Raw genomic sequence first — 23,101 nt, 5'->3', positions numbered from 1 at the left:
ACAGCCCGGCACCAACGACCGCTGCGGCGTATGGGTCCCTGCGTTCGCAGGGACGACGGGTTACTGCAGCGGGTTTAGGCCGACGAACTGATTCGCGCCCGGTGCCGCGTCACCGCGTTGATGAACCCGTCCCGGGCGTCGGAATGGCCCTGCCCGCGCGGCTCCAGCACGTGGCGGAGCAGGAACAGGCCGGTCAGGCGAAAACCGTCCTGCAGGTCCTGGTCCGACCAACTGTTCGCCCCGGCCTCGCCTTCGCGCAGGAAGGCCGGCAGCCGCAGCAGGCGATCCCGATAGGGCTCGCCGGCCTCCCGCGAGACCGCGCCGCCGGATTTCGGCGAGACGTAGATCAGGTCGGAGGTCGCGCCGGTCGCAGCACAGTTTTCCAGATCGAGGCCGAAGCCGAGTTCGGCGAGCATCGCGAGCTCGAACCGGATCAGGTGCGCCGCCGCGCCGCCGGCGTCGTCGAAGTCGTCCAGGGTGCGGTCGAGCATCTCGTAGATGTCCTCATGCGGGTCACGTTCCGGCAACAACCGCGCCAGCGCGGCCAGATGGGTGACGCCATAGACCGCATGCGAGGACGCCAGCAGGGTCGCGGCGCGCAGCCGCGTGCCCTCGATGGTGTAGGTACCGAGATGCTCGTCGAGCCGCGCCCGCCACACCGCGGTGACGCTGTTGCCGGGCTGCAGCAGCGGCCGCATCCGCGAGGAAGCACCGCCGCGCACCAGGCCGAGATGACGGCCATGCCCGCGCGTCAAGAGCTCGACGATGGCGGAGGATTCGCCATGCCGCCGTACGCCCAGCACGATGCCTTCGTCGGTCCATTCCATGGGCGGGAGTTTACAGGATTTCAGGACTTGTAGGGTGGGCAAAGCCACCGGGTCGCGCAAATGCGCGCCCGATGACAGGCTCCGCGTGCCCACCCTTCACGAGGAGCCGGTGGATAGATGGTGGGCACGGCGCCGAGCGCCTTTGCCCACCCTACGCGGCCCTACGCTCACGCGTTGAACCAGCCGACCGCATCGCCAGTGAACGAAAAATACAGGCCCGCCGCAGTCAGCGCGCAGGAGATCACTTCGATGCCGCTGTGGAACTGAATGCCCTTCTCGCCGATCATTTGCGCAAGCGAGATCACCGACAGCACCAGCGCCGCCACCAGCACCCAGCGTGGCCAGTTCTTGCGGTGCTCGGCTGCGAGCCGGACGAGATAGACCAACAGCAGGATCAGGCCGGCCGCCATCAGCGTTCCGGTGCTGATCATCTGCTCCGTCATCTTCGGGGTCGGCGTGCGGTCCTGGAACGCTATCGACACCGCATCCAGCGTCAGCGACAGATACAGCAAAACCTCAAACCACAGCACGTTTCTCGGTAGGGTCATCGGGCTCGTTCTTGGTAATTGGTGGGTCATGTTCTAGCCCCGTCATTGCCTGCGACAAACGCAGAGCGTTTGCGCAAGGGAGCAAAGCGACGACTTGTCCGCCGAAGCTCAACGAGCCCTCACTATTCCTTGGGGAATTCCAGTCCCATTTCCCTGTAGCGGGCGGGGTCGTCGCCCCAGTTCTCGCGCACCTTGACGAATAGGAACAAGTGCACGGGCACGCCGACAATTTCGGCGATCTCCTTCCGCGACTCCGCGCCGATCGACTTGATGGTGGCGCCGCCCTTGCCGAGCACGATCTTGCGCTGGCTCTCGCGCTCGACAAAGATCGTCTGTTCGATCCGGACCGACTTGTCCTTGCGCTCGGTCCAGCTATCGGTCTCAACGGTCGATTGATACGGCAGTTCCTGGTGGAGCTGGCGGTAGATCTTTTCCCGGGTGATTTCCGCCGCCAGATGCCGCAGCGGCGCATCCGACATCTGGTCCTCGGGATAATGAAACGGACCCGGCGGCACGCTCTTCGCGAGCGTCTTGCGCAGGTCGGCGACGCCATCGCCCGACAGTGCCGAGATCATGAAGGTGTGCGCGAATTTCATCCGCTCATTGGCGGCCTGCGCCAACGCCAGCAGTTTTTCGCGCGGGATCAGGTCGATCTTGTTCAGCACCAGGATTTTCGGGTGCGCAACCGTCGCGAGCTTGTTCAGGATCGCGTCGGCCTCCTCATCGATTCCGGCCTTGGCGTCGAGCAGCACGCAGACCAGGTCGGCATCGTGAGCCCCGCTCCAGGCGGTCGATACCATGGCCCGGTCCAGCCGGCGCTTCGGCAAGAAGATGCCAGGCGTGTCGACCAGAATGATCTGCGCATTGTCCTCGACCACGATACCGCGGATCAGCGCGCGCGTCGTCTGCACCTTGCGCGAGACGATGGTGACCTTGGAGCCGACCAGTGCATTGACAAGGGTGGACTTGCCGACATTGGGGGCGCCGATCAGCGCGACGAAACCGCAGCGGGTCTCGCTGGACGAGCCGGGTGCGGGTTCAACTGTCATTGCTGCCGACGCCTTCGCGTTCGATCATCACGGAGGCTGCGACCTTCTCGGCTGCGCGCTTGGAGCCGCCGACGCCTTCGGCGGGCGCCAGTCCCGGCAAGTCGACAGCGACGCGGAACTGCGGGTCGTGGTGCGGCCCGGTGCGCTCGATCTCGCGATAGACCGGCGTCGGCAAGCCCTTGCTCTGGGCCCATTCCTGCAGCACCGTCTTGGGATCGCGCAGCGGCCGGCGCGGTTTGCGCATCCGCTCCAGCCAGTTGCGCTCGACGAATTGCGACGCCGCCGCATAGCCGCCGTCGAGATAGATCGCCCCGATCACCGCCTCGCAGATATCGCCGAGAACGGATTTGCGCAGGCGCGCGCCCGCCCCTGCGCCCACCGCGCCGAGCTTGATGTCGTCGAGCAGCCCCAGCGACTTGGCGACATCGGCACAGCTTTCCTTGCGCACGAGATCGGCGAGACGTTTGGACAATTCGCCTTCGTCCGCCCTCGGATAGGCACGATACAGCATGTCGGAGATAATCAGCCCGAGTACGTGGTCGCCGAGGAATTCCAGCCGCTGATAACTGTCGGCGCGATGTCGGGTCGCGGGCTTCAAGGCCGAGACATGGGTAAAGGCGGTCGTCAGCAGCGCCGGATCGGAAAATTTGTAGCCGATGCGCCCCTCGATCGCGGCAGCCGCAGCCTTCGCGCCGGCCTTGCCGCGCTTCTTCTTCGGCGCAGCTTCGCGGGGCGCATCCGCCTGCTGGCCCGGCTCGCCGGAGGCCGATGTGTCAGGAATGATCGCTGTTTCGTCGTTCATCGCACAATTGTGAATAGGCGATTCCAGCGCACCGCAGTCGGCCAGCGCCAGAACATCCAGGCGTGTTCGCCCTCGGCAATGGAGAAGAAGATCATCTGCGCCCGGCCGACGATGTTTTCGAACGGCACGTAGCCCACCGCCGACAGCACGCGGCTATCGGTGGAGTTGTCGCGGTTGTCGCCCATCATGAAGAAGTGGCCGGGGGGCACGGTATAGACGTTGGTGTTGTCGTAGAAACCGTTGTCGACGCAATCGAGCGATTCATAACTGACGCCGTTCGGCAACGTTTCCTTCCAGCGCTTGACGCGCGCGGTGGCGTCGGAGCCGCAGGGGTCCTCGCCGATGAAGTCGGAAAGCCGCTCGCGCTTGACCGGCTTGTCGTTGATGTGGAGCAGCCCTTTCCCGCATCTGGATGCGATCGCCCGGCAAGCCGATCACGCGCTTGATGTAATCGGTGGAGTCGTCCTTCGGCAGGCGGAACACGACGATGTCGCCGCGGTTCGGCTCCGAGCCGAAGATGCGGCCCGAGAACAGTGGCGGCGACAATGGAATGGAATAGTGGCTGTAGCCGTAGGAATACTTCGAGACGAACAGGTAATCGCCGACCAGGAGCGTCGCCTTCATCGATCCCGAGGGGATGTTGAACGGCTGGAACAGGAAGGTGCGGATCACGAGCGCGATCAGGAGAGCATGGATGACGACGCGGATGGTTTCACCCAAGCCGCTTTCAGATTTTGTGCCGGATGTCACGCTCATCGCTTTCCCAATTCCCGCGGGCCCCAGCCCGCACGGTGGCAGAACGTTTTCCGCACGCGAATCGCCAGATACGTTCGCGTCAGGAAAATGGTCTAGATAACTGATGTTGAGAGCCAATTCCGACGGTAACCGGAATCGGCCCTGGCTAGAACAGGTCGTTGGCGGCGTTTTTAGACGGTTGTTCGTGGGCGCGCAATCAAGCGCCTCGTCAAAACTTCATAATCCATTGATATCTCAATGATTTTTAGTTTTTCCTCATTTTTCCGGCACCAACGCCTGCGCGGCTCATGATTTGGCGGGTGCGACCGCCGAAATTATGACGAAGGCCTGCGCCAGCGGCCAGTCGTCGGTGATCGACAGATCGATTCGCGCCTCGAAGCCCTCCGGCGTCAGCGCTTCGAGCCGGGCCAGCGCGCCGCCGGTGAGTTTCATGGTCGGCCGTCCCCCCGGCATGTTCACCACCCCCATGTCCCGCCACCAGACGCCACGCCGGATGCCGGTGCCGAGCGCCTTGGAACAGGCCTCCTTGGCCGCAAACCGCTTGGCATAGGTCGCGACCACCATTTTTTCGCTGTTGGCGCGGCGCGCCGCCTTGGCGCGCTCGATGTCGGTGAAGATGCGGTCGAGGAAGCGGTCGCCATGGCGCTCGATCACCTTGGCAACCCGTGTGATGTCGACCAGGTCGGAACCGATGCCGATGATCATGGCCGGGCCACGACTTTCTGGCGGCCGCGGTCCATTGCGGAGCGCATCTGCCGCACGGTTTCGCCAAGGCCGACGAACAGGGCCTCCCCCATCATGAAATAGCCGATGTTGAGCTCGGCAATCTCGGGCAGCGCTGAAATCGTCTCTGCGGTCTGGTAGTCGAGGCCGTGGCCGGCATGGACCTCCAGCCCCGCCGCCCGCGCCAAGGTGGCGCCCTCGACGATTCGCCGCCATTCCGCCTCGGCCTTGTCAGCGTGGCCGTCGACCACGGCGTCGCACCAGCCGCCGGTGTGGATCTCGATCACGGGCGCGCACAACTTTGCCGCCATCTCGATCTGCGGCGGGTCGGCTGAGATGAACAGCGACACCCGGATGCCGGCATCGTTGAGCCGCGCGATGAACGGGGCCAGCGCATTGTGCTGGCCGACGACGTCCAATCCGCCCTCGGTGGTGAGTTCTTCGCGGCGCTCCGGCACCAGGCATACGGCGTGGGGTTTTGTCGCTAGCGATATCCGCAGCATGTCTTCCGTTGCCGCCATCTCGAAATTCAGCGGTTTTGATATTTCGGCCTTCAGCCGGGCCATGTCGCTGTCGCGGATGTGGCGGCGGTCCTCTCGCAGATGCGCTGTGATGCCATCGGCGCCTGCCTCAATCGCCAGCAGCGCGGCGCGCACCGGATCCGGCCGCTCGCCGCGCCGCGCGTTGCGCAAGGTGGCGACGTGGTCGACATTGACGCCGAGGCGGAGGGAGGGAAGCGGCATTTCGGGACTCGCAGATATTCAGAACAAGTTGCGACTATACTGCGAGTTCCTCATCCTGAGGAGCGCGAAGCGCGTCTCGAAGGATGAGAGCCACCAGCCGGGCCTCGTGGTTCGAGACGGCGCAAGAGCGCCTCCTCACCATGAGGGTTGGGGACGTAAGCGCTACCCATTGACGCGCTCGACCTTGGCGACGACGGCCTTGGCACGCAATTGAGCGATAATTGCACTGAGATGCTTGAGGTCATAGACCTCGAGATCGATGGTCAGCTCGGTGAAATCCGGCGAGCGGCGCGACATGCTGATATTGTCGATATTGCCGTCGTGCTCGGCGATCACGGTGGCGACCTGGGCGAGGCTGCCGGGCTCGTTGACGTTGTGGACCAGGATCCGCGCCGGGAAACGCTGCGGCATGGCTTCATCGATATCCCAGCGCACGTCGAGCCAGCGTTCCGGCTCCTCCTCGAAATCCTTCAGCGCCGGCGATTGGATCGGATAGATCGTGATCCCCTCGCCCGGCGTGACGATGCCGACGATGCGGTCGCCCGGAACCGCGCCGCCGTTCGGCGCAAATTTCACCGGCAAATCCGAATTGATGCCGCGCACCGGGATCACGGAGGTGCTGCGCGCCGGATGCGGCGGCGACTTCAGCTTCAATTTCACCGCGAGGCTCTTCTTGGCCCCGTACTTCACCAACCGCTCTTCCTTGTAGTCCGGGTACATCGCGCGGGCGACGTCGGAGGCCTTCAGCTCACCACGTCCGACGGAGGCCATCACGTCCTCGATCGAGGCGCGCGCCAGGCGCGGCAATGCCCCCTTCAGCTTGTCGTCGGCGTATTCGATCTTGGCGCGGGCAAACAGGCGGTCGACGATGCGGCGGCCAAGTCCCGCATATTGATCGCGCACCGCGGTACGCGTGGCGCGGCGGATCGCGGCGCGGGCCTTGCCGGTGACCGCAAGCGATTCCCACGCCGAGGGCGGCGCCGACTGCGCCTGCGAGGTCAACACCTCGACCTCGTCGCCGTTCTGCAATTCGGACGACAGCGGCGCGAACTTGCCGTTGATCTTGCAGCCGACCGCCGAGTTGCCGACATCGGTATGCACCGCATAGGCGAAGTCGATCACATTGGCCTGCCGCGGCAGCGCAATCAATTTGCCCTTGGGAGTGAAGCAGAACACCTGGTCGTGGAACAATTCGAGCTTGGTGTGCTCCAGGAACTCTTCCGGATTGGCGCTTTCGGAGAGGATGCCGACGGTGTGACGCAGCCAGGCAAAGGCGTTGGATTCATGCTCCAGCCGCTCGGTCGGCGAGCCCATGCCCTCCTTGTAGAAGGCATGTGCGGCAATGCCGAATTCGGCGATCTGGTTCATTTCCTCGGTGCGGATCTGCAGCTCGACACGCTGGTTGCCGGGACCGATCACGGTGGTGTGGAGCGAACGGTAGTCGTTCTGCTTCGGCGTCGAGATGTAGTCCTTGAAGCGTCCCGGCACCACCGGCCAGGTCGTGTGCACCACGCCAAGCGCGCGGTAGCAGGATTCGACATCCTGCATCACGATGCGGAAGCCGAAGATATCAGACAATTGCTCGAAGCCGACGGACTTGCGCTCCATCTTGGTCCAGATCGAAAACGGCTGCTTGCGGCGGCCATAGACTCGCGCGGTGATGCCGTTCTTTTGCAGGTTCTTGGAGAGTTGGCTTTCGATCTCGCCGATCAGGTTGCGGTTTCGATCGGCCAGCGCATCCAGCCGCTGCATCACCACCGCATACGCTTCGGGATCGAGCGTATGGAACGAGAGATCCTCGAGCTCCTCGCGCATCTCCTGCATGCCCATGCGGCCGGCGAGCGGCGCATAGATGTCCAGCGTCTCCTCGGCAATGCGGCGGCGCGAGGCATGCGGCACGAATTCCAGCGTGCGCATGTTGTGCAGGCGATCGGCCAGCTTGATCAGGAGCACGCGGACGTCGTCGGCGATCGCCAGCAAGAGCTTGCGCAGGTTCTCGGCCTGTTTGGCTTCGCGCGAGACCAGCTCCAGCCGCTTCAGCTTGGTGAGCCCTTCGACCAGCGCGCCGATCTCGTGGCCGAAGATATTGTCGATCTCGGCGCGCGTCGCCTCGGTATCCTCGATGGTGTCGTGCAGCAGTGCGGCGACGATGGTGGCGTCGTCGAGCTTGAGGTTGGTCAGGATCGCCGCGACCTCGAGCGGATGCGAGAAATAGGGATCGCCAGACGCGCGCGTCTGCGTGCCATGCGCCTTCATGGCGTAGACATAGGCGCGATTGAGCAGGTCTTCGTTGGTATCCGGATTGTACGTGCGGACGCGCTCGACCAGATCGTATTGCCGCATCATGCGCGAGCGCGGCGATTTCGGCTTCTCCGCCACGGGCGACCCCGGCGCAACCGCGACCCGGCCGGTCGCGGCCTGCATTTGCCGGGAGCTGCGGCGCCAATACGCCATCACATCACTACCTTCTTCCACCAGACCCGGACGGGTCCCGCCGTTTAGTATCTAATGCGTTTTCGAACGGCGATGCACGCCGCGCTGGTCGCGATACGGTTCAATTTCGCTTGGGCCCGCGGCCATCCAACGCCCAACCCGATGGCCTGTCGGCCCGGCGAGTCAGCCGTTTTCGGCCGCGCCGGCCAAGGACGCATTGTAACCGCAAAAATGTCAACAAAAGCAAAGGCCCGGACTGACGTCCGGGCCTTTGGCAGATCGGGAGTTCGGGACAGACCGGAAGTTCCGGATTACTCGTCCTCTTCGGGCTGCTCTTCGGGCGGCGCCAGGCCTTCCAGCCCCTTGAGGAGCTCTTCCTCGGTCATGCGCTCGACTGCTACCTCGGTGTCGTCGGCATCGACGCTGGCGCCGGCCGAGCCGATCAAAGGCACGGTATCGGGCTCAGGCTCGTCGACCTCGACGAATTTCTGCAGGGAATGAACCAGTTCCTCGCGGAGGTCTTCCGGGGAAATAGTGGAATCGGCGATTTCCCGCAGCGAAACGACCGGATTCTTATCGTTGTCGCGATCAACCGTCAGTTGCGATCCGGACGAGATCATACGGGCGCGATGTGCCGCCAGCAACACCAGGTCGAACCGGTTGTCGACCTTGTCAATGCAATCTTCCACGGTGACGCGCGCCATAGACTGTCGCTCCGTTAAATGGGGCCAAATATGTCGGTTATGGGCGCTAGTTATAGTGGCAGGGGGCGTTTCGCAAGACCAAATTTGTGATTTGCCTTCCCAATGGGCTCTGATACGCCAACTCTCGGGGCCGGAACGGCCGGAGCGTCCAGACGCGGCAGGGTTGCCGTGCAGGACAAGTAAATCTCTTCATTGCATGTCAAAAGTATAGGTTTTTCGCCCTCGCCTCACCATAATTGCAGTGGTGACTGTCGTGGGGCACGATTCACCGAACTTTAGGCAACAGAACCGGAAAGTGCGCGCGGCCGTTAGCCGCTGCGCTAGAAAAGCTAACAACAACGTGAGAACCATTTGATGTCACCAGCTTCCAACAAGATTGCGCTCTTTATCGATGGCGCCAACCTCTACGCAACGGCCAAGACGCTCGGCTTCGACATCGATTACAAGCGCCTTCTCAAGGAATTTCAGAGCCGAGGAACGCTGTTGCGTGCGTTTTACTACACGGCAATCATCGAGGATCAGGAATACTCCTCGATCCGTCCATTGATCGACTGGCTCGACTACAACGGCTACACCGTCGTCACCAAGGCAACGAAGGAATTCATCGACGCATCCGGCCGCCGCAAGGTGAAAGGCAACATGGATATCGAACTCGCCGTCGATGCCATGGAACTCGCCGAGCATGTCGATCAGATCGTGTTGTTTTCGGGCGACGGCGATTTCCGCTCACTGGTGGAAGCGGTGCAGCGTCGCGGCGTTCGCGTCACGGTCGTTTCGACCATTTCGAGTCAGCCACCGATGATCGCGGACGAACTGCGCCGGCAGGCTGACGTCTTCACCGATCTTGTCGAGTTGCAATCAAAGCTGGGCCGCGATCCCTCCGAGCGTCCTGCCCCTCGCGAGCCGCGTCACCATTCGCCGCAATTCCTGCAGCGCGCGACCACCGTGGCGCCACGGGCTGGCGACGACGATTTCGACGATTGAGCATGAGCCAGTACACTGCTAGAGCCTCGGTTCTGATTGAAAACAGAACCGAGGCTTTTTGTTTTGGCGCGCGCGTCTGGCGCGAACCGGTATCGACGCCGCATCAGGTCCGTGACTGAATTTCGCTCGAAAACGCATTGGACTGATGGCTAATCTCCCCGCCCCGGCTGCTGCCGAACCCGACCGCAACTGCCCGCTCTGCCCGAGGCTCGCCGAATTCCGCGCGCAGGCACGTGCCCGCGAGCCGGGCTGGCACAACTCACCGGTCGCTTCGTTCGGCGATGCCTCCGCGCAACTGTTGATTGTCGGGCTGGCGCCGGGCCTGCAAGGAGCCAACCGGACCGGACGCCCATTCACCGGCGACTACGCCGGCGATCTGCTGTATGCGACCTTGCTGGAATACGGCTTTGCGAAGGGCGTCTACCAGGCGCGACCGGACGACGGACTGAAGCTCGTCGACTGCCGGATCAGCAACGCGGTGCGCTGCGTGCCGCCGCAAAACAAGCCGCTGCCGGTCGAGATCGGCACCTGCCGGCAATTTCTGGCGACGACAATTGCGACCATGCCCAAACTGCGTGCGATCGCGCTGCTCGGCCGCATTGCACATGACTCGACCCTGAAGGCGCTCGGCCTGCGCAATGGCGCCGCCCCCTTTGCGCACGGCGCTGTGCACAAGGCGGGCAATATCAAGCTCTACGACAGCTATCACTGCTCGCGCTACAACACCAACACGCGGGTGCTGACACCGGAGATGTTTCGCGAGGTATTTGCAAAAGTGCGGAAGGATCTGGAGTCATGATTTTGTAGGGTGGGCAAAGCGCAGCGTGCCCACCATTATCGCCGGTGACCTGGATGGTGGGCACGCTTCGCTTTGCCCACCGTACAGAACTGGAAGTCTCGGCCCAGCGAGGTCGTGGCGGTGAAACGTCAGACCGGATTTTCCCTCAGCCATGCCAGTACGTCGGCGGCGTTCCGGTCGGGCGGGAAAACTGGATAGAACACGTGGGCAATGCGCCCGTCGACGACGATCAGCGCCAGCCGCTTGATCAACGTCAGTCCCGCCACCTCCATCGTCGGCAAATTCAGGGCGCGGGTGAGCTTGAGCTTTTCATCCGACAGAACCGGAAACGGCAAATGCAGCCGTGACGCCATCTCGGTCTGGTAGACGTTGTCCTGGGTCGATAGGCCAAACACCTGCCTGGTGCCGGCCGCTTTCAACTCCGCAAATAGATCGCGGAACGAGCAGGTTTGCGGCGTGCAGCCGCGCGCGCCAGGGATCATGTCCCAGTCGTCGACCAGGCTGATCTTGCCCGGCGACCCGGTGCGGGGATAGGCGAACACCACGGTGCGGCCAGGAAGCGCCGAGAGCGTCACCGAACTATCATCGGTGGCCAGCAGCGTGACCGGTGGAATCGCCATGCCGACGAGATGGGCCGCCGCGCCGTCATCGACCGGCGGAGGGATCTTGCTCCAGTCGACTTCATGCAGGTTTTTCTGGTTCATCTCAGGCTCCACTTCCCTCGTAGGATGGGTTGAGCGAAGCGATACCCATCAACATAGAGCTCCAATCAACGAGCGCTGTGATGGGTTTCGCTGCGCTCTACCCATCCTAATCCTACAAACCATCATCCTCTCGCCCGCATCAGGCGGCCTTTCTCCCGGCCCCAGTCGCGCTTCTTTTCGCTCTCGCGCTTGTCGTGCAGTTTCTTGCCCTTGGCGATCGCCAGCAACAGCTTGGCGCGGCCGCGCTCGTTGAAATAGAGTTTTAGCGGAATCAGCGTCATGCCTTCGCGATCGACCGCGCCCATCAGCTTGTTGATCTGCTTTCGGTGCAGCAGCAATTTGCGCGGCCGTTTCGGCTCGTGGTTGAAGCGGTTGGCTTGCAGATATTCCGGAATATTGGCGTTGATAAGCCAGATCTCGCCATCCTTGGAATCCGCATAGGACTCCGCAATGGTGGTCTTGCCGTTACGGATCGACTTTACTTCGGTGCCGGTCAGCGCGATGCCGGCCTCGACCGTGTCCTCGATCGCGTAGTTGAATCGGGCCTTACGGTTTTCGGCGACGACCTTGATCGGGCGTTCGTTCTTGTCAGCCACGTTAGCCCTTCTTGAGGAGATCGCGGATCTCGATCAGCAGTTCTTCCTGTCGGGTCAGCTTCGGCGGCACGGGCGCAGCTTCGTCCCTGCGCTTCAGCTTGTTCATCGCGCGAATGACGACGAACAGCACAAAGGCGACGATGAGGAAGTTCAGCGTCAGAGTAAGGAAATTGCCCCAAGCCAGTACGGCGCCTTGCTTTTTGGCGTCCGCCAGATTGCTGGCGTTTACCGCCTGCGACAATGGCGTGAAATAGTTGGAGAAATCGAGACCACCGGTGATCGCGCCGATCACTGGCATGATGACGTCACCGACCAGCGAGGTCACGATGGCGCCGAAGGCCGCACCGATGATCACGCCAACCGCCAGGTCGACGACGTTACCCTTCATCGCGAATTCGCGGAATTCCTTCAGCACGTTGAATTCCCCTCTTCGTTCTTCAGGCGAAGCGGAACCGACCTAGTTGATCAGGCCGGCATGGACCATGGCGCTGCGCACGGCGATGCGCGTCGGCTCGGTGACCGGCACCATCGGCAGCCGCAGCTTCTCGTCGATCTTGCCGAGCAGCGAGAGCGCGTATTTCACCGGCGCCGGATTGCTTTCGATGAAGAGGTTGTTGTGCAGCGGCATCAGCTTGTCGTGCAGCTTGAGCGCGGTGGCGTGATCGCCCTTCTGCCATGCCGCGTGGAATTCCGAGCATAGCCGCGGCGCGACGTTGGACGTGACCGAGATGCAGCCATGGCCGCCATGCGCCATGTAGCCGAGGATGGTGGCGTCCTCGCCCGACAATTGGTTGAAGTCCTCGCCCATCGCCGCGCGCTGCTGCGATACCCGCACCATGCTGGCGGTCGCATCCTTGACGCCGGCGACGTTCTTCAGCGCGAACAGCCGCGTCATGGTCTCGACCGACATGTCGATCACGGAACGGCCGGGAATGTTGTAGATGATGATCGGAATGCCGATGGCATCGTTGATCGCCCTGAAGTGCTGGTACATGCCTTCTTGAGTGGGCTTGTTGTAGTACGGCGTCACCACCAGCACCGCATCTGCTCCCGCCTTTTCCGCATGCTCGGCAAGCTCGACCGCTTCCTTGGTCGAGTTGGAACCCGCGCCGGCAATCACCGGCACCTTGCCCTTGGCCTCGTCGATACACCATTCGACCACGCGCTTGTGCTCGTCATGGCTCAGCGTCGGGCTCTCACCGGTCGTACCCACCGGGACCAGGCCGTGGGTGCCTTCGGCGATCTGCCAGTCCACCAAGCCGCGAAAAGCGGCCTCGTCGACCGAGCCGTTCTTGAATGGCGTGACCAAGGCGGTAAACGACCCCCGGAATTTTGTCTTGGCTGCCATGGACTTCCTCCAAACGCTTAAGAAACGGCCCGACCGAAACTGGATTTCAATTCATATCGGGTCTGCCGACCAGGTGAAAGGGCCATGCATAAGGCGCTAGCGCCTTGTTCCGACGCTCTTTCCTGCCGCGGGCCAATATCTGCCTTCCTCGAACGCCGATAGCCGCGATTTTGCCGCGGTGATGGCGCAAACAGGTCCAGCGCGACGTTTTTAGCATTTTGTCCACATATTCAATCAAAACCTAAGGCTGGAGCGATTGAATGATTCGCCGCCGCAGAGGAAAGCCGTGATCCCTTCCGCCCGCGCCGCCGCATTGCGATCGACCGCACTGGCCACAAGCCTGGCGCTGGCGGTCGGACTGACCTCCTTCCCTCTGGAAAGCTGGGCCAAGTCAAAAGTTCCCCTGCCGAAGCCGCGACCGATTGCCCGCAACGTCGTTCCCAAGTCCGCGCCGACAGCGAATACAGGCACCCCGGCTGCACCGACTGAGCCGGCGCATGCAGCGCCGGCCCCGCCGCCGCCTGTTCTGGCGCCTGCGACCCGCCAGCATGCTGTCGCGCCGCCTCCGCGCAGACACGCCCCAGCCGCAGTGGCCGCGACCTCCTCGACGTCTCAGGCCGACAAGGACGCGCTGGAGAACATCATCGAGTTGGTGCGCAAGCAGAAGCCCGGCGATGCAACGCAGGTGCAAGCCGCGATCTCGGACCCGGTCGCCCGCAAGCTCGCGGAATGGCTGATCCTGCGCAGCGATAACAACAACGCCTCGGTCGAGCGCTACCGTGCGTTTGTTTCGGCCAATCCGAGTTGGCCGTCGCAGACTTTCATGCGCCGGCGCATCGAGGCCGCGCTGTGGGACGACCGCCGCGACGATTCGACCGTCTGGTCGTGGTTCGAAAACGGATCGCCGATCTCGGGCAAGGGCAAGTTCGCGTTGGCGAAGGCGATGCTCGCACGCGGCGATCGCGCCAATGCTGAACGGCTGGTCCGCGAGGCTTGGCGTCACGACGGCATGTCGGAAGACACCGAGAACGCCGCGCTCGACATGTTCGGCGCGCTGCTGACGGCGGGCGACCACAAGGCACGGATGGAGTCGCTGCTTTACGGTACGGAGCAGGAAGCCGGCGGCATGCGCGCCGCGAAACGGCTCGGCTCAGGCCATGTGGCGCTCGCGAAAGCGCGGATCGCGGCCAACAAAAAGTCTTCCAACCTCAGGGCGCTGCTTGAGGCGGTGCCGCGCGAATTGCACGGCGAAACCGGCTACATCTTTGCGAAAATCCAGCTGCTTCGCCGCGAAGAGAAGTTCAATGAGGCCGCACAGCTCATGCTGAGCGCGCCGAAAGACCCGAACCGCCTGCACAATCTCAACGAATGGTGGATCGAGCGGCGCTTGCTGGCGCGCAAGATGCTTGATGTCGGCGAGCATCGCACCGCGTATCTCATCGCTCGGGATGCGGCGCTGCCGACGCGTGACATCTACAAGACCGAGCAGGAATTCACCGCCGGCTGGATTGCGCTGCGGTTCCTGAAAGATCCTGCGGTCGCAGCCCAGCACTTCGCGCGCATCGGCGTCGGCAGCGCGAATCCGACTGCTTTGGCGCGCGCCGGCTATTGGCAAGGCCGCGCCGCGGAAGCGGCGGGCCGCGCGCAAGAGGCCCGCGCGGCTTATGGGCGCGCGGCCGAACAATCAACCAGCTATTATGGTCAGCTCGCCCGCGCCAAGCTTGGCCTGCCGCAGCTTCAGTTGAATGGCGTCCCGAGCTCCCGCGGTCGCGGCGTCGAGCGATTCGAGATCGTTCGCGCGGTGCAGTTGCTGTATGAACTCGAAGAGCGCGAACTCGCGATCCCGATTTTCGCCGACATGGGCGAGAACGGCGATCCCGAAGCCCTGGTGGGTCTTGGCGAGCTCACCTCGCGCTACCGCGACGCCCGTGGCATGCTGCTGCTCGGCAAGGCAGCGCTCAATCGCGGCCTGCCGTTCGACGTCTACGCCTATCCCGTCACCGGCATCCCGTCGTTCAAGCAGATCGGCCCCGAGGTCGAGCCCAGCGTCGTCTATTCGATCGCGCGGCAGGAAAGCGCCTTCAATCCGGCCGTGGTCTCACCGGCCCAGGCCTACGGGCTGATGCAGGTGACGCCGGACGCCGGACGCTATGTCTGCAAGCGGGCCGGCGTCAACTTCGACCTTCAGCGGATGAAGACGGACTCCGTCTACAACGCCATGCTCGGCGCGGCCGAGCTCGGCGGGCTGCTCGAGGACTATCGCGGCTCCTACATTCTGACTTTCGCGGGCTACAATGCGGGTCGCGGCAGTGTGAAGAAATGGATCGAGCGATACGGTGACCCCCGCGATCCCAAGGTCGACGCGGTCGATTGGGTCGAGCAGATCCCCTTCTCCGAGACGCGGAACTACGTGCAGCGGATTATGGAGAACCTGCAGGTCTATCGCGCGCGGTTCGGCGGCGGGACCAAGCTTCAAATCGAAGCCGACCTGCACCGCGGCGCCAGCGTCGAATAGCAGCCTTCGAGCGAATGGCGAATGGCGAGTGGACCTCACTCTGCCAATCTTCCCTGTTCGCCACTCCCTATTCGCCATTCGCCAACACAATGAAAAACCCCCGGCAGTTGCCTGCCGGGGGTTCTCCTAGTGTTTCAAGTCTTTCGGGATCAAAAGTTGCGCTGAGCGCGAACGTTCAGGAACACAGTGCTCTGGTCCTTGAACTCGTACACAGTGTTCGGCTTGGGAGCCGTCGCTGACAGGGTGGCAGCACCGGTCATCTTCTGGTCGAGGAAGAACGCACCGACTTCAGCCGAGAACGTCAGGTTCTTGACGGGAGTCCAGCGGGTGACCACACCAACCTGGGCAAAGTTGAAGTCCGGGTTGCAGGAGAAGTCTCCAGACACGGCCTTGCCGGTTACGTAGTTAGCACACCAAGCGCCCTTTGCCGATGTGATGTCCAGCGCGTTGCCGCCGTAGCGGACCGAACCGTAGCTGCCCCAGAGGCTGGTCGACCAGTAGGGATCCCAGTTGTGGTTGAACGCACCACGGATACCCCAAGCATCCACCAACTTGATGCCGTCGGTGAAGCCAGGCAGGTACACACCGTCAGCCGTCTGGCCGAAGCCGACGCTCTGGTAGGCGCCCGCACGGCTGGTATCGCCGAACATCACGAAGCTCGGCGAGGCACCGCTGGTGGAGACCACCGCCTTGGTGGCGCCATGGGAGTACGTCGCGTCGATCTTGATGTCGTCGCCCGCACCGGTCGGGATGTTCTTGATCTGCAACGCAGCCGTCACAGCACCGCCCCACTTGTCTTCGGGATGACCGGAGATCTCCGACAGCTGGTTCGGAGCGCCGCCGGCGCCGAGGATGTTGTAGGAAGCGTTCACGAGGTGCGCCATACCTGCGATCTGGAACAGACCCCAGGCCTGGTCGACGCGGATGTTACCGACGATGTCGGGAGCATGAGTACCCGCGTAGGCGTTCGCACCTGCAGTGGCGAAGCCAGGGGCAACGCTGAGGTTCAGCACCGAAGTACGGCTGAACACGGTCGGATCGTCGAGACCGATGGTGGCCGACACGCCATTGCCGAACTGAGCGGTGTACTGGATGTTGTTGACGCCGGTGACGTAGTCCGGACCGCCCATCAGGAACGAGTTGTTGTTGCCCGGATAGCCGTTCCACGGCGTGGCGTAGGCCGAAGCCGACTTACCGAAGGTGAAACCAGCGAACTGGATGAACACCATTTCAACCGCGACATAGCCGCCGCCAGGGGTGGAGAGCTGCGACGAGTTGAAGAGACTCGTGCCAGCCGGAGGCGGCAACACCGTCGTCGGGTTACGCGTGCCGTTGTTGAAGTTGTCGAACTGGAAGTCGGCCTGACCGAAGGTGCGGACGACGCCGTATTCGGTGGCGGTACGGGTATCAACCGTCAGCGCCATACGGGAACGGGAGACGAAGTAATCGCGGTAGCGATTGCCTTGGCCCAGATCACCCGACCAAGCCGGTCCACCGTAGGTGGTGCCGTTGAACGTGGTGTCGATACGAACGTAGCCACCCAGCTTGATGCAGGTGTCGGTGCCCGGGATATACCAGAAACCCGCGCCATACAGGGAGCAGATCCTCACGTACTCGACCGCTTTGGCCTTGACGGGAAGATCGGCCGCCTGAGCTCCGCTCATGGCGATCAGACCCGCCGCTGAGCCGAGAATAAGGCTCTTAACCATCTTCATGCTAAACCTCCAAGTTGCTCTGTAGGGAAGGTTCCGGATCCGCTGGGTGAAACACCCTAAGGTTGGTTCCCTTGTCCCCTGAAACCCGCTTAGTCGCTTCGCGCCTTCGGACACTCCCGCATGAACGCGAGGGACTTAAGCGAACCACCTAAAACGGGACGACCTCGGGATGCCCCCCTCCGTCGCCCGATCACAATTACCGAGGACTTCTGCACACGCAACAAAGGAACCGCTTCGAATGGCCCGACTTCGCCCCTTTTCCGAAGGGTGTTGCACAAATAACACGCGTTTGTGATCGAAGTTTTTCTGCAAGTCGTTGTTTCTAATAGATGTTTTTGATTAGTTCTATTTGACACGTGAATTGTTGCGTGGGCGGCGCAGCAAGCCGCTCTCCCCTTCGAGCGATCTCATCGCGTCGAATCGAATGGTGGGATTCGCCGAATCCGTATCGAACAAACACACAAGAAAAGGCGACGCCGGCAGCCGGTTTGGGCGCGTGTCACGATAGGTAATATAAGATGAGAGTCGGCGGCCCCGCCGTCAGGTCCGTTTCGGCCGCCGGTTCCCAGGGAACCCACTCGCAGGAACCGCCAAAAAGCACCGGGACCGAAATGCATTTCGCTTCGGGCGATGGTGACGCCTTTATATCTGGATTTGAAGCGCCTGCTTCCCGAGCCACCTGGTCGGCCGCATCCCGACGCCGAACCGAATGCGAAGCCTTGAAAAGAAGCGGTGTGGCCTGCCCCGCGAGATACGGGATCGACACGGCAGGAACGCCTGCGGCGGCACCGCCACCAAATAGCCCCGGCGTAACCTGAATCTGCCGCTTGCGGCTCGCCCTCGCGTCGGGCATATCCGCCCTCATGGAGCTGTGGCCGAGTGGCTGAAGGCGGCGGTTTGCTAAACCGTTATAGGGTTGTAAAGCCCTATCGAGGGTTCGAATCCCTCCGGCTCCGCCACCCTACGCCCTGTCGGGCTTCGGGTGGCAGGCCGCCCGAAGGCCGACAGAGCGCAGGGGTGTCTCCCGAAGCTCCGTAGGAGCGCAGGGAGACTGTTACCACATGTGGCACGTCTATTACCTTGAACTGAGCAACGGCGACATCTACGTCGGCTCGACGGACGATCTTCGACGTAGAGTAGCATCCCATCAGCAAGGGCATGTCATTTCGACCAGTAGTTATTTGCCGTTGATTCTTCGCTCCTATGTCGCGGTGGGCGATGAAGCAACGGCTCGCAGCCTTGAACGGTATTTCAAATCGGGTTCTGGAAAGGCATTTGCAAGGAAGCGCTTCTTGGCGACTTCCAACTAGCGGCTCTGATCGCGAAGCATCAGCATCGTCCGTGCAAGAGGCCTGGCATGAAGAAAGAAGAACTCGAAGCGATCCTCGGCAACAGTGAGAACACGCCTGATCTCGGTCCGATCGAAGATTACCTTCACGCCATCGCGACCGAATCGGAGCTTCCTGATTTCGCCATCGCAGTTTGTACGGCGAGAATCGAAGAATCCGCGCCGAAATTGCGCGCCATCCTCGAGAGGGCTGCGGATGGCGAGGAGGCCTTGTCAGACGACGAAAGCCTGCTGTTGTTCCGCGGGCTTCATATCCTGGGCGGAGCTCGTAACCGCGAAGCGTGCCAGCCGCTGTTGCGTCTGCTGCGCCGGCCCTATGAAGATGTCGACTTCCTGCTGGGCGACACTGTCACCGAGAGCCTGGCCAAAATCGTCGCTGGCGTATTCGATGGCGACACTGACGCGCTGTTGGCCTTGATCGCCGACAGCTCGATCGACGGATTCGTCCGTGAAGCGTTGTTTGGTGCAGCGACCTTCCTCGCATGGGAGCGCCGCATCGAGCGCGATCGGCTAAAGGGATTTCTTGTCCGGTTCCATGAGGAACGGCCGGCAGAAGACGGCGATCAGGCCTGGGTCGGCTGGCTGCGGGCGATCGCCCTGCTCGGCCTGCGTGATCTGGTGCCGCTGGTTGACAAGACCTTCCGCGAAGACCGTATCCCCGAGTGGATCGATCGCCCTCAGTTCGATGAGGATCTTGCCGACGCCGAAAGTGCGCCCGACGACATCGACCGGTTCGCGCAGATCAGTCTGGGATACATCGAGGACGTGCTGGTATCGCTGGATTGGGCGCGCCGGTCCAAAGACGATGTGTTCGAAGAGGGCAACGGGACATCGTCCTGGGCCGACTTCGTGTATCCGAACGAGCCGGTCAGAAATCCCTGGCGCCACGTCGGACGTAACGATCCATGTCCCTGCGGGAGCGGCAAGAAAGCGAAGAAATGCTGCCTTGCCAACGGAGAGCCCGCCGGCGTGACGCCGGCGACGTTTTAGTGCGCAATCATCCACGCACGCGCCTCGCGCTGTGCGGTGGCGATTTCGGCATCCGACATCATGGCGGCGACCTCGCGGCGCATGGAGATTGCATCCGCGCGTCCCTTCAGCGCGGCGAGATTGAACCATTTGTGAGCGGCGACGAGATTAACCACACCGGAACGGCCGCTCGCCCAGTAAAGGCCGCGCTCGAACAGCACGTCCGGAATCGCGGTCGCCTCCACCGGAATTGCCGTGTCGAGATCGATCTGCCCCTGAAACATCTGTAGCTCCCCTTCTTATCGTTGCCGCCCTCCCCCGAGCGCGGCCCCTGTCCACTGTCAAACACCTGTTATCCCCAACGCCGTTTTCCGGTCTGTTGTTGGGATGATCATGGCCGAACAAATTTGAAGGGCAGTTTAAGGTTCGCGATGAACGGGGTGTAAACGCGCACTTGGCGCCGTTGAACACGGAATCGCAGAAGTATCTGCGGCACAGGGAGAAGTGGCCAATCGTGAAAGTCGGTTTACCCTGCGGTTTCGCGGAACGATAACCATTGCGGCCAATGTCGGCGTCATCATCACCCGTCACCCGATCGCAGTGTTGACGGTTCCAGCAGATGACCCGGCGTCGCGCAGCTCTGCCGCCATGCAGGAGTTCAAGGCGTGCCGGATACCGAGACGCGCCTGAACCGGCGCGACAGGCGGAACCGAACCGTCGGCATCTGTGAACGATGGAGTGAGTTTGGAAAACTTCAGTGCCGGACGCCTGATGCGCGGGCTGTCGGAGCGCTCCAGCAAGAGCGGGCGTTCCGGGGGGCGAGTACACCCCGAGGGAACGAGGGCGTCGGCGAACACGTCAGGACCAGATTTCAAGCCGGGCTTTTGGCCCCGATGAAATTGCGGGCAGTTAAGGATACCCGCACCGAACGAAGAAAACCTGTTTCTTCTGCCGGACCGGTTTGAAAGAGCAGGCTCTTCCGAAATACGATCCAGCCGTTTGACCTGATGTCTCGCCGACACCCTCTTTCGTCGACCAGAGCCTTCAGCGTTTCGTCTTGGGGCTCGGGTGACGTGCCGGCATCGAGCCGCCGGCAATTTTCAAAGAAGCGAACTTACTTCTTCTTCTTGGCGACCTTGCGGGTCTTCTTCGCAGTCTTCTTCACTGCGCTCTTCGCTTTCTTCGCCTTCTTAGCTTTCTTGGCCATGTTGCCCTCCTAATGTAGTGAGATGGCTAGTTAGTCGCTGCGTGCACTCGGGAATCGAGATGCACTACATCCCGAATACACCAACACATTCAAAAAAACAGCGTCCCGCTTAAGGAAGTGTTGACGCAGCAATGTGAGAGCGCGCGCAGCGCTGCAGTCGACGACGCGACGACATGCTCGCGCGTCGATGCAAAAAGTGCCGCAACGACCGACATCGGCATTTGTCAAGATTGCAAGAATCGCCTGTGCCGCAGCACTTTCTTGAATTCACGCAAACCACGTTCGAGGCGTCATCGATGTCGTCGCGACTCACTGACACCGTGAGAAAGTCGTGTGCGCGGACTCTGAGTCGCAAATTTTGGCAATAAAAAAATTTTCGTGGACAGAGCGTTGGCGTCTCATCGCTGCTCGCCAAAACCGAACTTTTTTGCGAATCGCGAACACCGATTCGCAACTGCGCTATCGGGCGCGCGGGTGAATTTCAGATCGCGATGGACGATCGAAACACGCTCGCGCGCATCGATCAACGACGGAGTCGTCCCGTTACGGGACGCCTCAGATGCCGAGCTTCGCCTTCAGGAGATCATTGACTGCTTGCGGATTGGCCTTGCCGCCGGACTGCTTCATCACCTGGCCGACGAACCAGCCGGCGAGCTGCGGCTTGGCTTTCGCCTGCGCGACCTTGTCCGGATTGGCGGCGATGATGTCGTCGACCACCTTCTCGATCGCGCCGAGATCGGTGACCTGCTTCATGCCGCGCGCTTCGACCAGCTCGCGCGGGTCGCCGCCTTCCTGCCAGACGATCTCGAACAGATCCTTTGCGATCTTGCCGGAGATCGTGCCCTCGCCTATCAGGCCAACGATCGCGGCCAACTGCGCCGCCGATACCGGTGAAGCCGTAATGCCATGGCCTTCCTTGTTGAGGCGTCCGAACAGCTCGTTGATCACCCAATTGGCGGCGAGCTTGCCGTCGCGCGCCTTGTCCGCAAGTCCATCCAGCACGGTCTCATAGAAGACTGCGCTCTCGCGCTCGGCCACCAGCACGCCGGCATCATAGGGCGACAGGCCGAGGCTCTCGATGAATCGCGCCTTCTTCTGGTCCGGCAATTCCGGCAGCTTCGCCTTGAGCTCATCGACATAGCTTTGCGTGAACTCCAGCGGCAACAGGTCGGGATCCGGGAAGTAACGATAATCATGCGCCTCTTCCTTGGAGCGCATCGATCGCGTCTCGCCCTTGTTGGGATCGAACAGGCGCGTCTCCTGGTCGATCGTGCCGCCATCCTCGATGATCTCGATCTGGCGCCGGGCCTCGTACTCGATCGCCTGGCCGATGAAGTTGATCGAGTTCATGTTCTTGATTTCGCAGCGGGTGCCGAGCGGCCCGCCGGGCTTGCGTACGGAAACGTTCACGTCGGCGCGCAACGAGCCCTTCTCCATGTCGCCGTCGCAGGTGCCGAGATAGCGCAGGATCGAGCGCAGCTTGGTCACATAGGCCTTGGCCTGCTCGGCGTCGCGGATGTCCGGTTTCGACACGATCTCCATCAGCGCCACGCCGCAGCGGTTGAGGTCGACACAGGACATGGTCGGCGACTGGTCGTGCAGCAACTTTGCGGCATCCTGCTCCAGATGCAGCCGCTCGATGCCGATGGTGGCGGTTCTGCCGCCGTCGAGTTCGACCACGATCTCGCCCTCGCCCACCACGGGCGACTTGTACTGGCTGATCTGGTAGCCCTGCGGCGAGTCCGGATAGAAATAGTTCTTGCGGTCGAACACCGAGCGCAGGTTGATCTGGGCGTTGAGGCCAAGCCCGGTTCGGACAGCCTGCTTGACGCATTCCTCGTTGATGACCGGCAGCATGCCCGGCATCGCGGCATCGACCAGCGACACATGGCTGTTCGGCTCGCCGCCGAATTCGGTCGAGGCGCCAGAGAACAGCTTTGACTTCGAGGTGACCTGGGCGTGCACCTCCATCCCGATCACGACTTCCCAGTCGCCGGTCTGGCCCTTGATCAATTTTCCCGGTTTGACTGACACGGTCATGCTTTTCCACCTCCGAGCAGCGCGGACACGATCCGCTCCCATTCGGCTTCCAGAGAATCCTTTGCCACCGGCTGGCCGGCCTGCCGATACCAATAGCCGGCGTTGCCGAGATCGCCTTCGACCCGGTGCAGATAGGCATGCACCCAGGCGGCGTTCGCATCGCTCTCGTCCTGAACGATCTTGTGCGCCCGGTCCCAATCGCCCTTGGCCGCCCACCATAGCGCGGCCAGCGGCGGCTCCAGGCCCGGTGCCGGCGCGGCATCCGTCAGGCTGGCGCGGAAATCCGCCATC

The 23,101-nt window shown here is 62.2% G+C and carries 21 protein-coding genes, 1 tRNA gene and 1 pseudogene; 6 read left to right on the top strand and 17 right to left on the bottom strand.

Translation table 11 applies throughout. The features are described 5' to 3' along the window. Positions 1-74 precede the first annotated feature (74 nt). The 9 genes and pseudogenes from recO to rpoZ all read right to left on the bottom strand — a co-directional run bounded on the left by recO (position 75) and on the right by rpoZ (position 8,585). Positions 75-827, bottom strand: coding sequence for a DNA repair protein RecO (gene recO / locus V1292_RS23110; RefSeq protein WP_334374950.1), 753 nt, complete (start codon positions 825-827; stop codon positions 75-77). Between the two features lie 167 nt (positions 828-994). Continuing rightward, positions 995-1,375, bottom strand: coding sequence for a hypothetical protein (locus tag V1292_RS23105; RefSeq protein ID WP_334374949.1), 381 nt, complete (start codon positions 1,373-1,375; stop codon positions 995-997). 122 nt (positions 1,376-1,497) lie between these two features. Beyond that, positions 1,498-2,424 carry a GTPase Era gene (era, locus tag V1292_RS23100; protein WP_334374948.1) on the bottom strand — a complete coding sequence of 309 codons (927 nt, stop codon included), beginning with the start codon at positions 2,422-2,424 and terminating at the stop codon, positions 1,498-1,500. Then, the gene (rnc, locus tag V1292_RS23095; RefSeq protein WP_334374947.1) at positions 2,414-3,226 is read right to left on the bottom strand and encodes a ribonuclease III; all 813 of its coding nucleotides are present in this window, start codon (positions 3,224-3,226) and stop codon (positions 2,414-2,416) included. The genes era and rnc overlap by 11 nt, the downstream gene beginning before the upstream one ends. Continuing rightward, a pseudogene (gene lepB / locus V1292_RS23090) lies at positions 3,223-3,982 on the bottom strand (signal peptidase I). Before lepB ends, rnc begins: the two are co-directional and overlap by 4 nt. Positions 3,983-4,267: 285 nt before the next feature. Continuing rightward, complete coding sequence (gene acpS / locus V1292_RS23085) at positions 4,268-4,687, bottom strand: holo-ACP synthase (protein WP_334374945.1); 420 nt, start codon at positions 4,685-4,687, stop codon at positions 4,268-4,270. After that, positions 4,684-5,448 (bottom strand): pyridoxine 5'-phosphate synthase, encoded by a 765-nt coding sequence (locus tag V1292_RS23080; RefSeq protein WP_334374944.1) that lies wholly within the window; start codon positions 5,446-5,448, stop codon positions 4,684-4,686. The genes acpS and V1292_RS23080 overlap by 4 nt, the downstream gene beginning before the upstream one ends. A gap of 162 nt (positions 5,449-5,610) precedes the next feature. Further along, the gene (locus V1292_RS23075) at positions 5,611-7,902 is read right to left on the bottom strand and encodes a RelA/SpoT family protein (RefSeq protein WP_334374943.1); all 2,292 of its coding nucleotides are present in this window, start codon (positions 7,900-7,902) and stop codon (positions 5,611-5,613) included. Positions 7,903-8,192: 290 nt separating this feature from the next. Then, entirely contained in the window at positions 8,193-8,585 is a 393-nt protein-coding gene (gene rpoZ / locus V1292_RS23070; protein WP_024512695.1) for a DNA-directed RNA polymerase subunit omega, read from the bottom strand. A 354-nt stretch (positions 8,586-8,939) separates the two neighbouring features. On the opposite strand from rpoZ, the gene V1292_RS23065 reads away from it, so the two are divergent. Both V1292_RS23065 and V1292_RS23060 read left to right on the top strand, forming a co-directional pair. Then, a complete protein-coding gene (locus tag V1292_RS23065; protein WP_028345653.1) occupies positions 8,940-9,569 on the top strand; it encodes a LabA-like NYN domain-containing protein in 630 nt (209 codons plus the stop codon). 145 nt (positions 9,570-9,714) lie between these two features. Further along, positions 9,715-10,368: a uracil-DNA glycosylase gene (locus V1292_RS23060; protein WP_334374942.1), complete on the top strand. Its 654-nt coding sequence runs from the start codon at positions 9,715-9,717 to the stop codon at positions 10,366-10,368. 128 nt (positions 10,369-10,496) lie between these two features. Here the strand turns inward: V1292_RS23060 and V1292_RS23055 are convergent, their stop codons facing one another. From V1292_RS23055 to dapA, 4 genes are all read right to left on the bottom strand, one after another. Next, positions 10,497-11,072: a peroxiredoxin gene (locus tag V1292_RS23055; protein ID WP_334374941.1), complete on the bottom strand. Its 576-nt coding sequence runs from the start codon at positions 11,070-11,072 to the stop codon at positions 10,497-10,499. Between the two features lie 122 nt (positions 11,073-11,194). Then, positions 11,195-11,668 carry an SsrA-binding protein SmpB gene (smpB, locus tag V1292_RS23050; RefSeq protein ID WP_057845702.1) on the bottom strand — a complete coding sequence of 158 codons (474 nt, stop codon included), beginning with the start codon at positions 11,666-11,668 and terminating at the stop codon, positions 11,195-11,197. Position 11,669: 1 nt separating this feature from the next. Beyond that, a complete protein-coding gene (mscL, locus tag V1292_RS23045; RefSeq protein ID WP_334374939.1) occupies positions 11,670-12,083 on the bottom strand; it encodes a large conductance mechanosensitive channel protein MscL in 414 nt (137 codons plus the stop codon). Positions 12,084-12,125: 42 nt separating this feature from the next. Then, a complete protein-coding gene (gene dapA / locus V1292_RS23040) occupies positions 12,126-13,016 on the bottom strand; it encodes a 4-hydroxy-tetrahydrodipicolinate synthase (protein ID WP_334374938.1) in 891 nt (296 codons plus the stop codon). Between the two features lie 286 nt (positions 13,017-13,302). Between dapA and V1292_RS23035 the strand changes: the two genes are divergently transcribed. Continuing rightward, positions 13,303-15,531 (top strand): lytic transglycosylase domain-containing protein, encoded by a 2,229-nt coding sequence (locus tag V1292_RS23035; RefSeq protein ID WP_442895557.1) that lies wholly within the window; start codon positions 13,303-13,305, stop codon positions 15,529-15,531. 149 nt (positions 15,532-15,680) lie between these two features. Here the strand turns inward: V1292_RS23035 and V1292_RS23030 are convergent, their stop codons facing one another. Continuing rightward, on the bottom strand, positions 15,681-17,246 hold the full coding sequence (locus V1292_RS23030) for a porin (RefSeq protein WP_334374937.1): 1,566 nt from the start codon (positions 17,244-17,246) through the stop codon (positions 15,681-15,683). Positions 17,247-18,111: 865 nt separating this feature from the next. Here V1292_RS23030 and V1292_RS23025 point away from each other — a divergent pair. The 3 genes from V1292_RS23025 (at position 18,112) to V1292_RS23015 (ending at position 19,584) form a co-directional block, all read left to right on the top strand. Further along, positions 18,112-18,205: transfer RNA gene (locus V1292_RS23025), tRNA-Ser, on the top strand. A gap of 102 nt (positions 18,206-18,307) precedes the next feature. Further along, positions 18,308-18,556, top strand: coding sequence for a GIY-YIG nuclease family protein (locus V1292_RS23020; protein ID WP_334374936.1), 249 nt, complete (start codon positions 18,308-18,310; stop codon positions 18,554-18,556). A 47-nt stretch (positions 18,557-18,603) separates the two neighbouring features. Then, positions 18,604-19,584 (top strand): DUF1186 domain-containing protein, encoded by a 981-nt coding sequence (locus V1292_RS23015; RefSeq protein WP_334374935.1) that lies wholly within the window; start codon positions 18,604-18,606, stop codon positions 19,582-19,584. Here V1292_RS23015 and V1292_RS23010 read toward each other — a convergent pair. From V1292_RS23010 to V1292_RS23000, 3 genes are all read right to left on the bottom strand, one after another. Beyond that, positions 19,581-19,847, bottom strand: coding sequence for a hypothetical protein (locus V1292_RS23010; protein WP_334374934.1), 267 nt, complete (start codon positions 19,845-19,847; stop codon positions 19,581-19,583). The genes V1292_RS23015 and V1292_RS23010 overlap by 4 nt on opposite strands. Positions 19,848-21,325: 1,478 nt before the next feature. Then, entirely contained in the window at positions 21,326-22,810 is a 1,485-nt protein-coding gene (gene gatB / locus V1292_RS23005; protein ID WP_334374933.1) for an Asp-tRNA(Asn)/Glu-tRNA(Gln) amidotransferase subunit GatB, read from the bottom strand. Further along, positions 22,807-23,100, bottom strand: coding sequence for a hypothetical protein (locus V1292_RS23000; protein WP_334374932.1), 294 nt, complete (start codon positions 23,098-23,100; stop codon positions 22,807-22,809). Before V1292_RS23000 ends, gatB begins: the two co-directional genes overlap by 4 nt. Position 23,101: the final 1 nt, after the last annotated feature.

The sequence above is a fragment of the Bradyrhizobium sp. AZCC 1719 genome, from assembly GCF_036924525.1.
GTDB lineage: Bacteria > Pseudomonadota > Alphaproteobacteria > Rhizobiales > Xanthobacteraceae > Bradyrhizobium.
The sequence above is the reverse complement of the archived record's forward strand: the minus strand, read 5'-3'. Positions and strand labels throughout refer to the sequence as shown.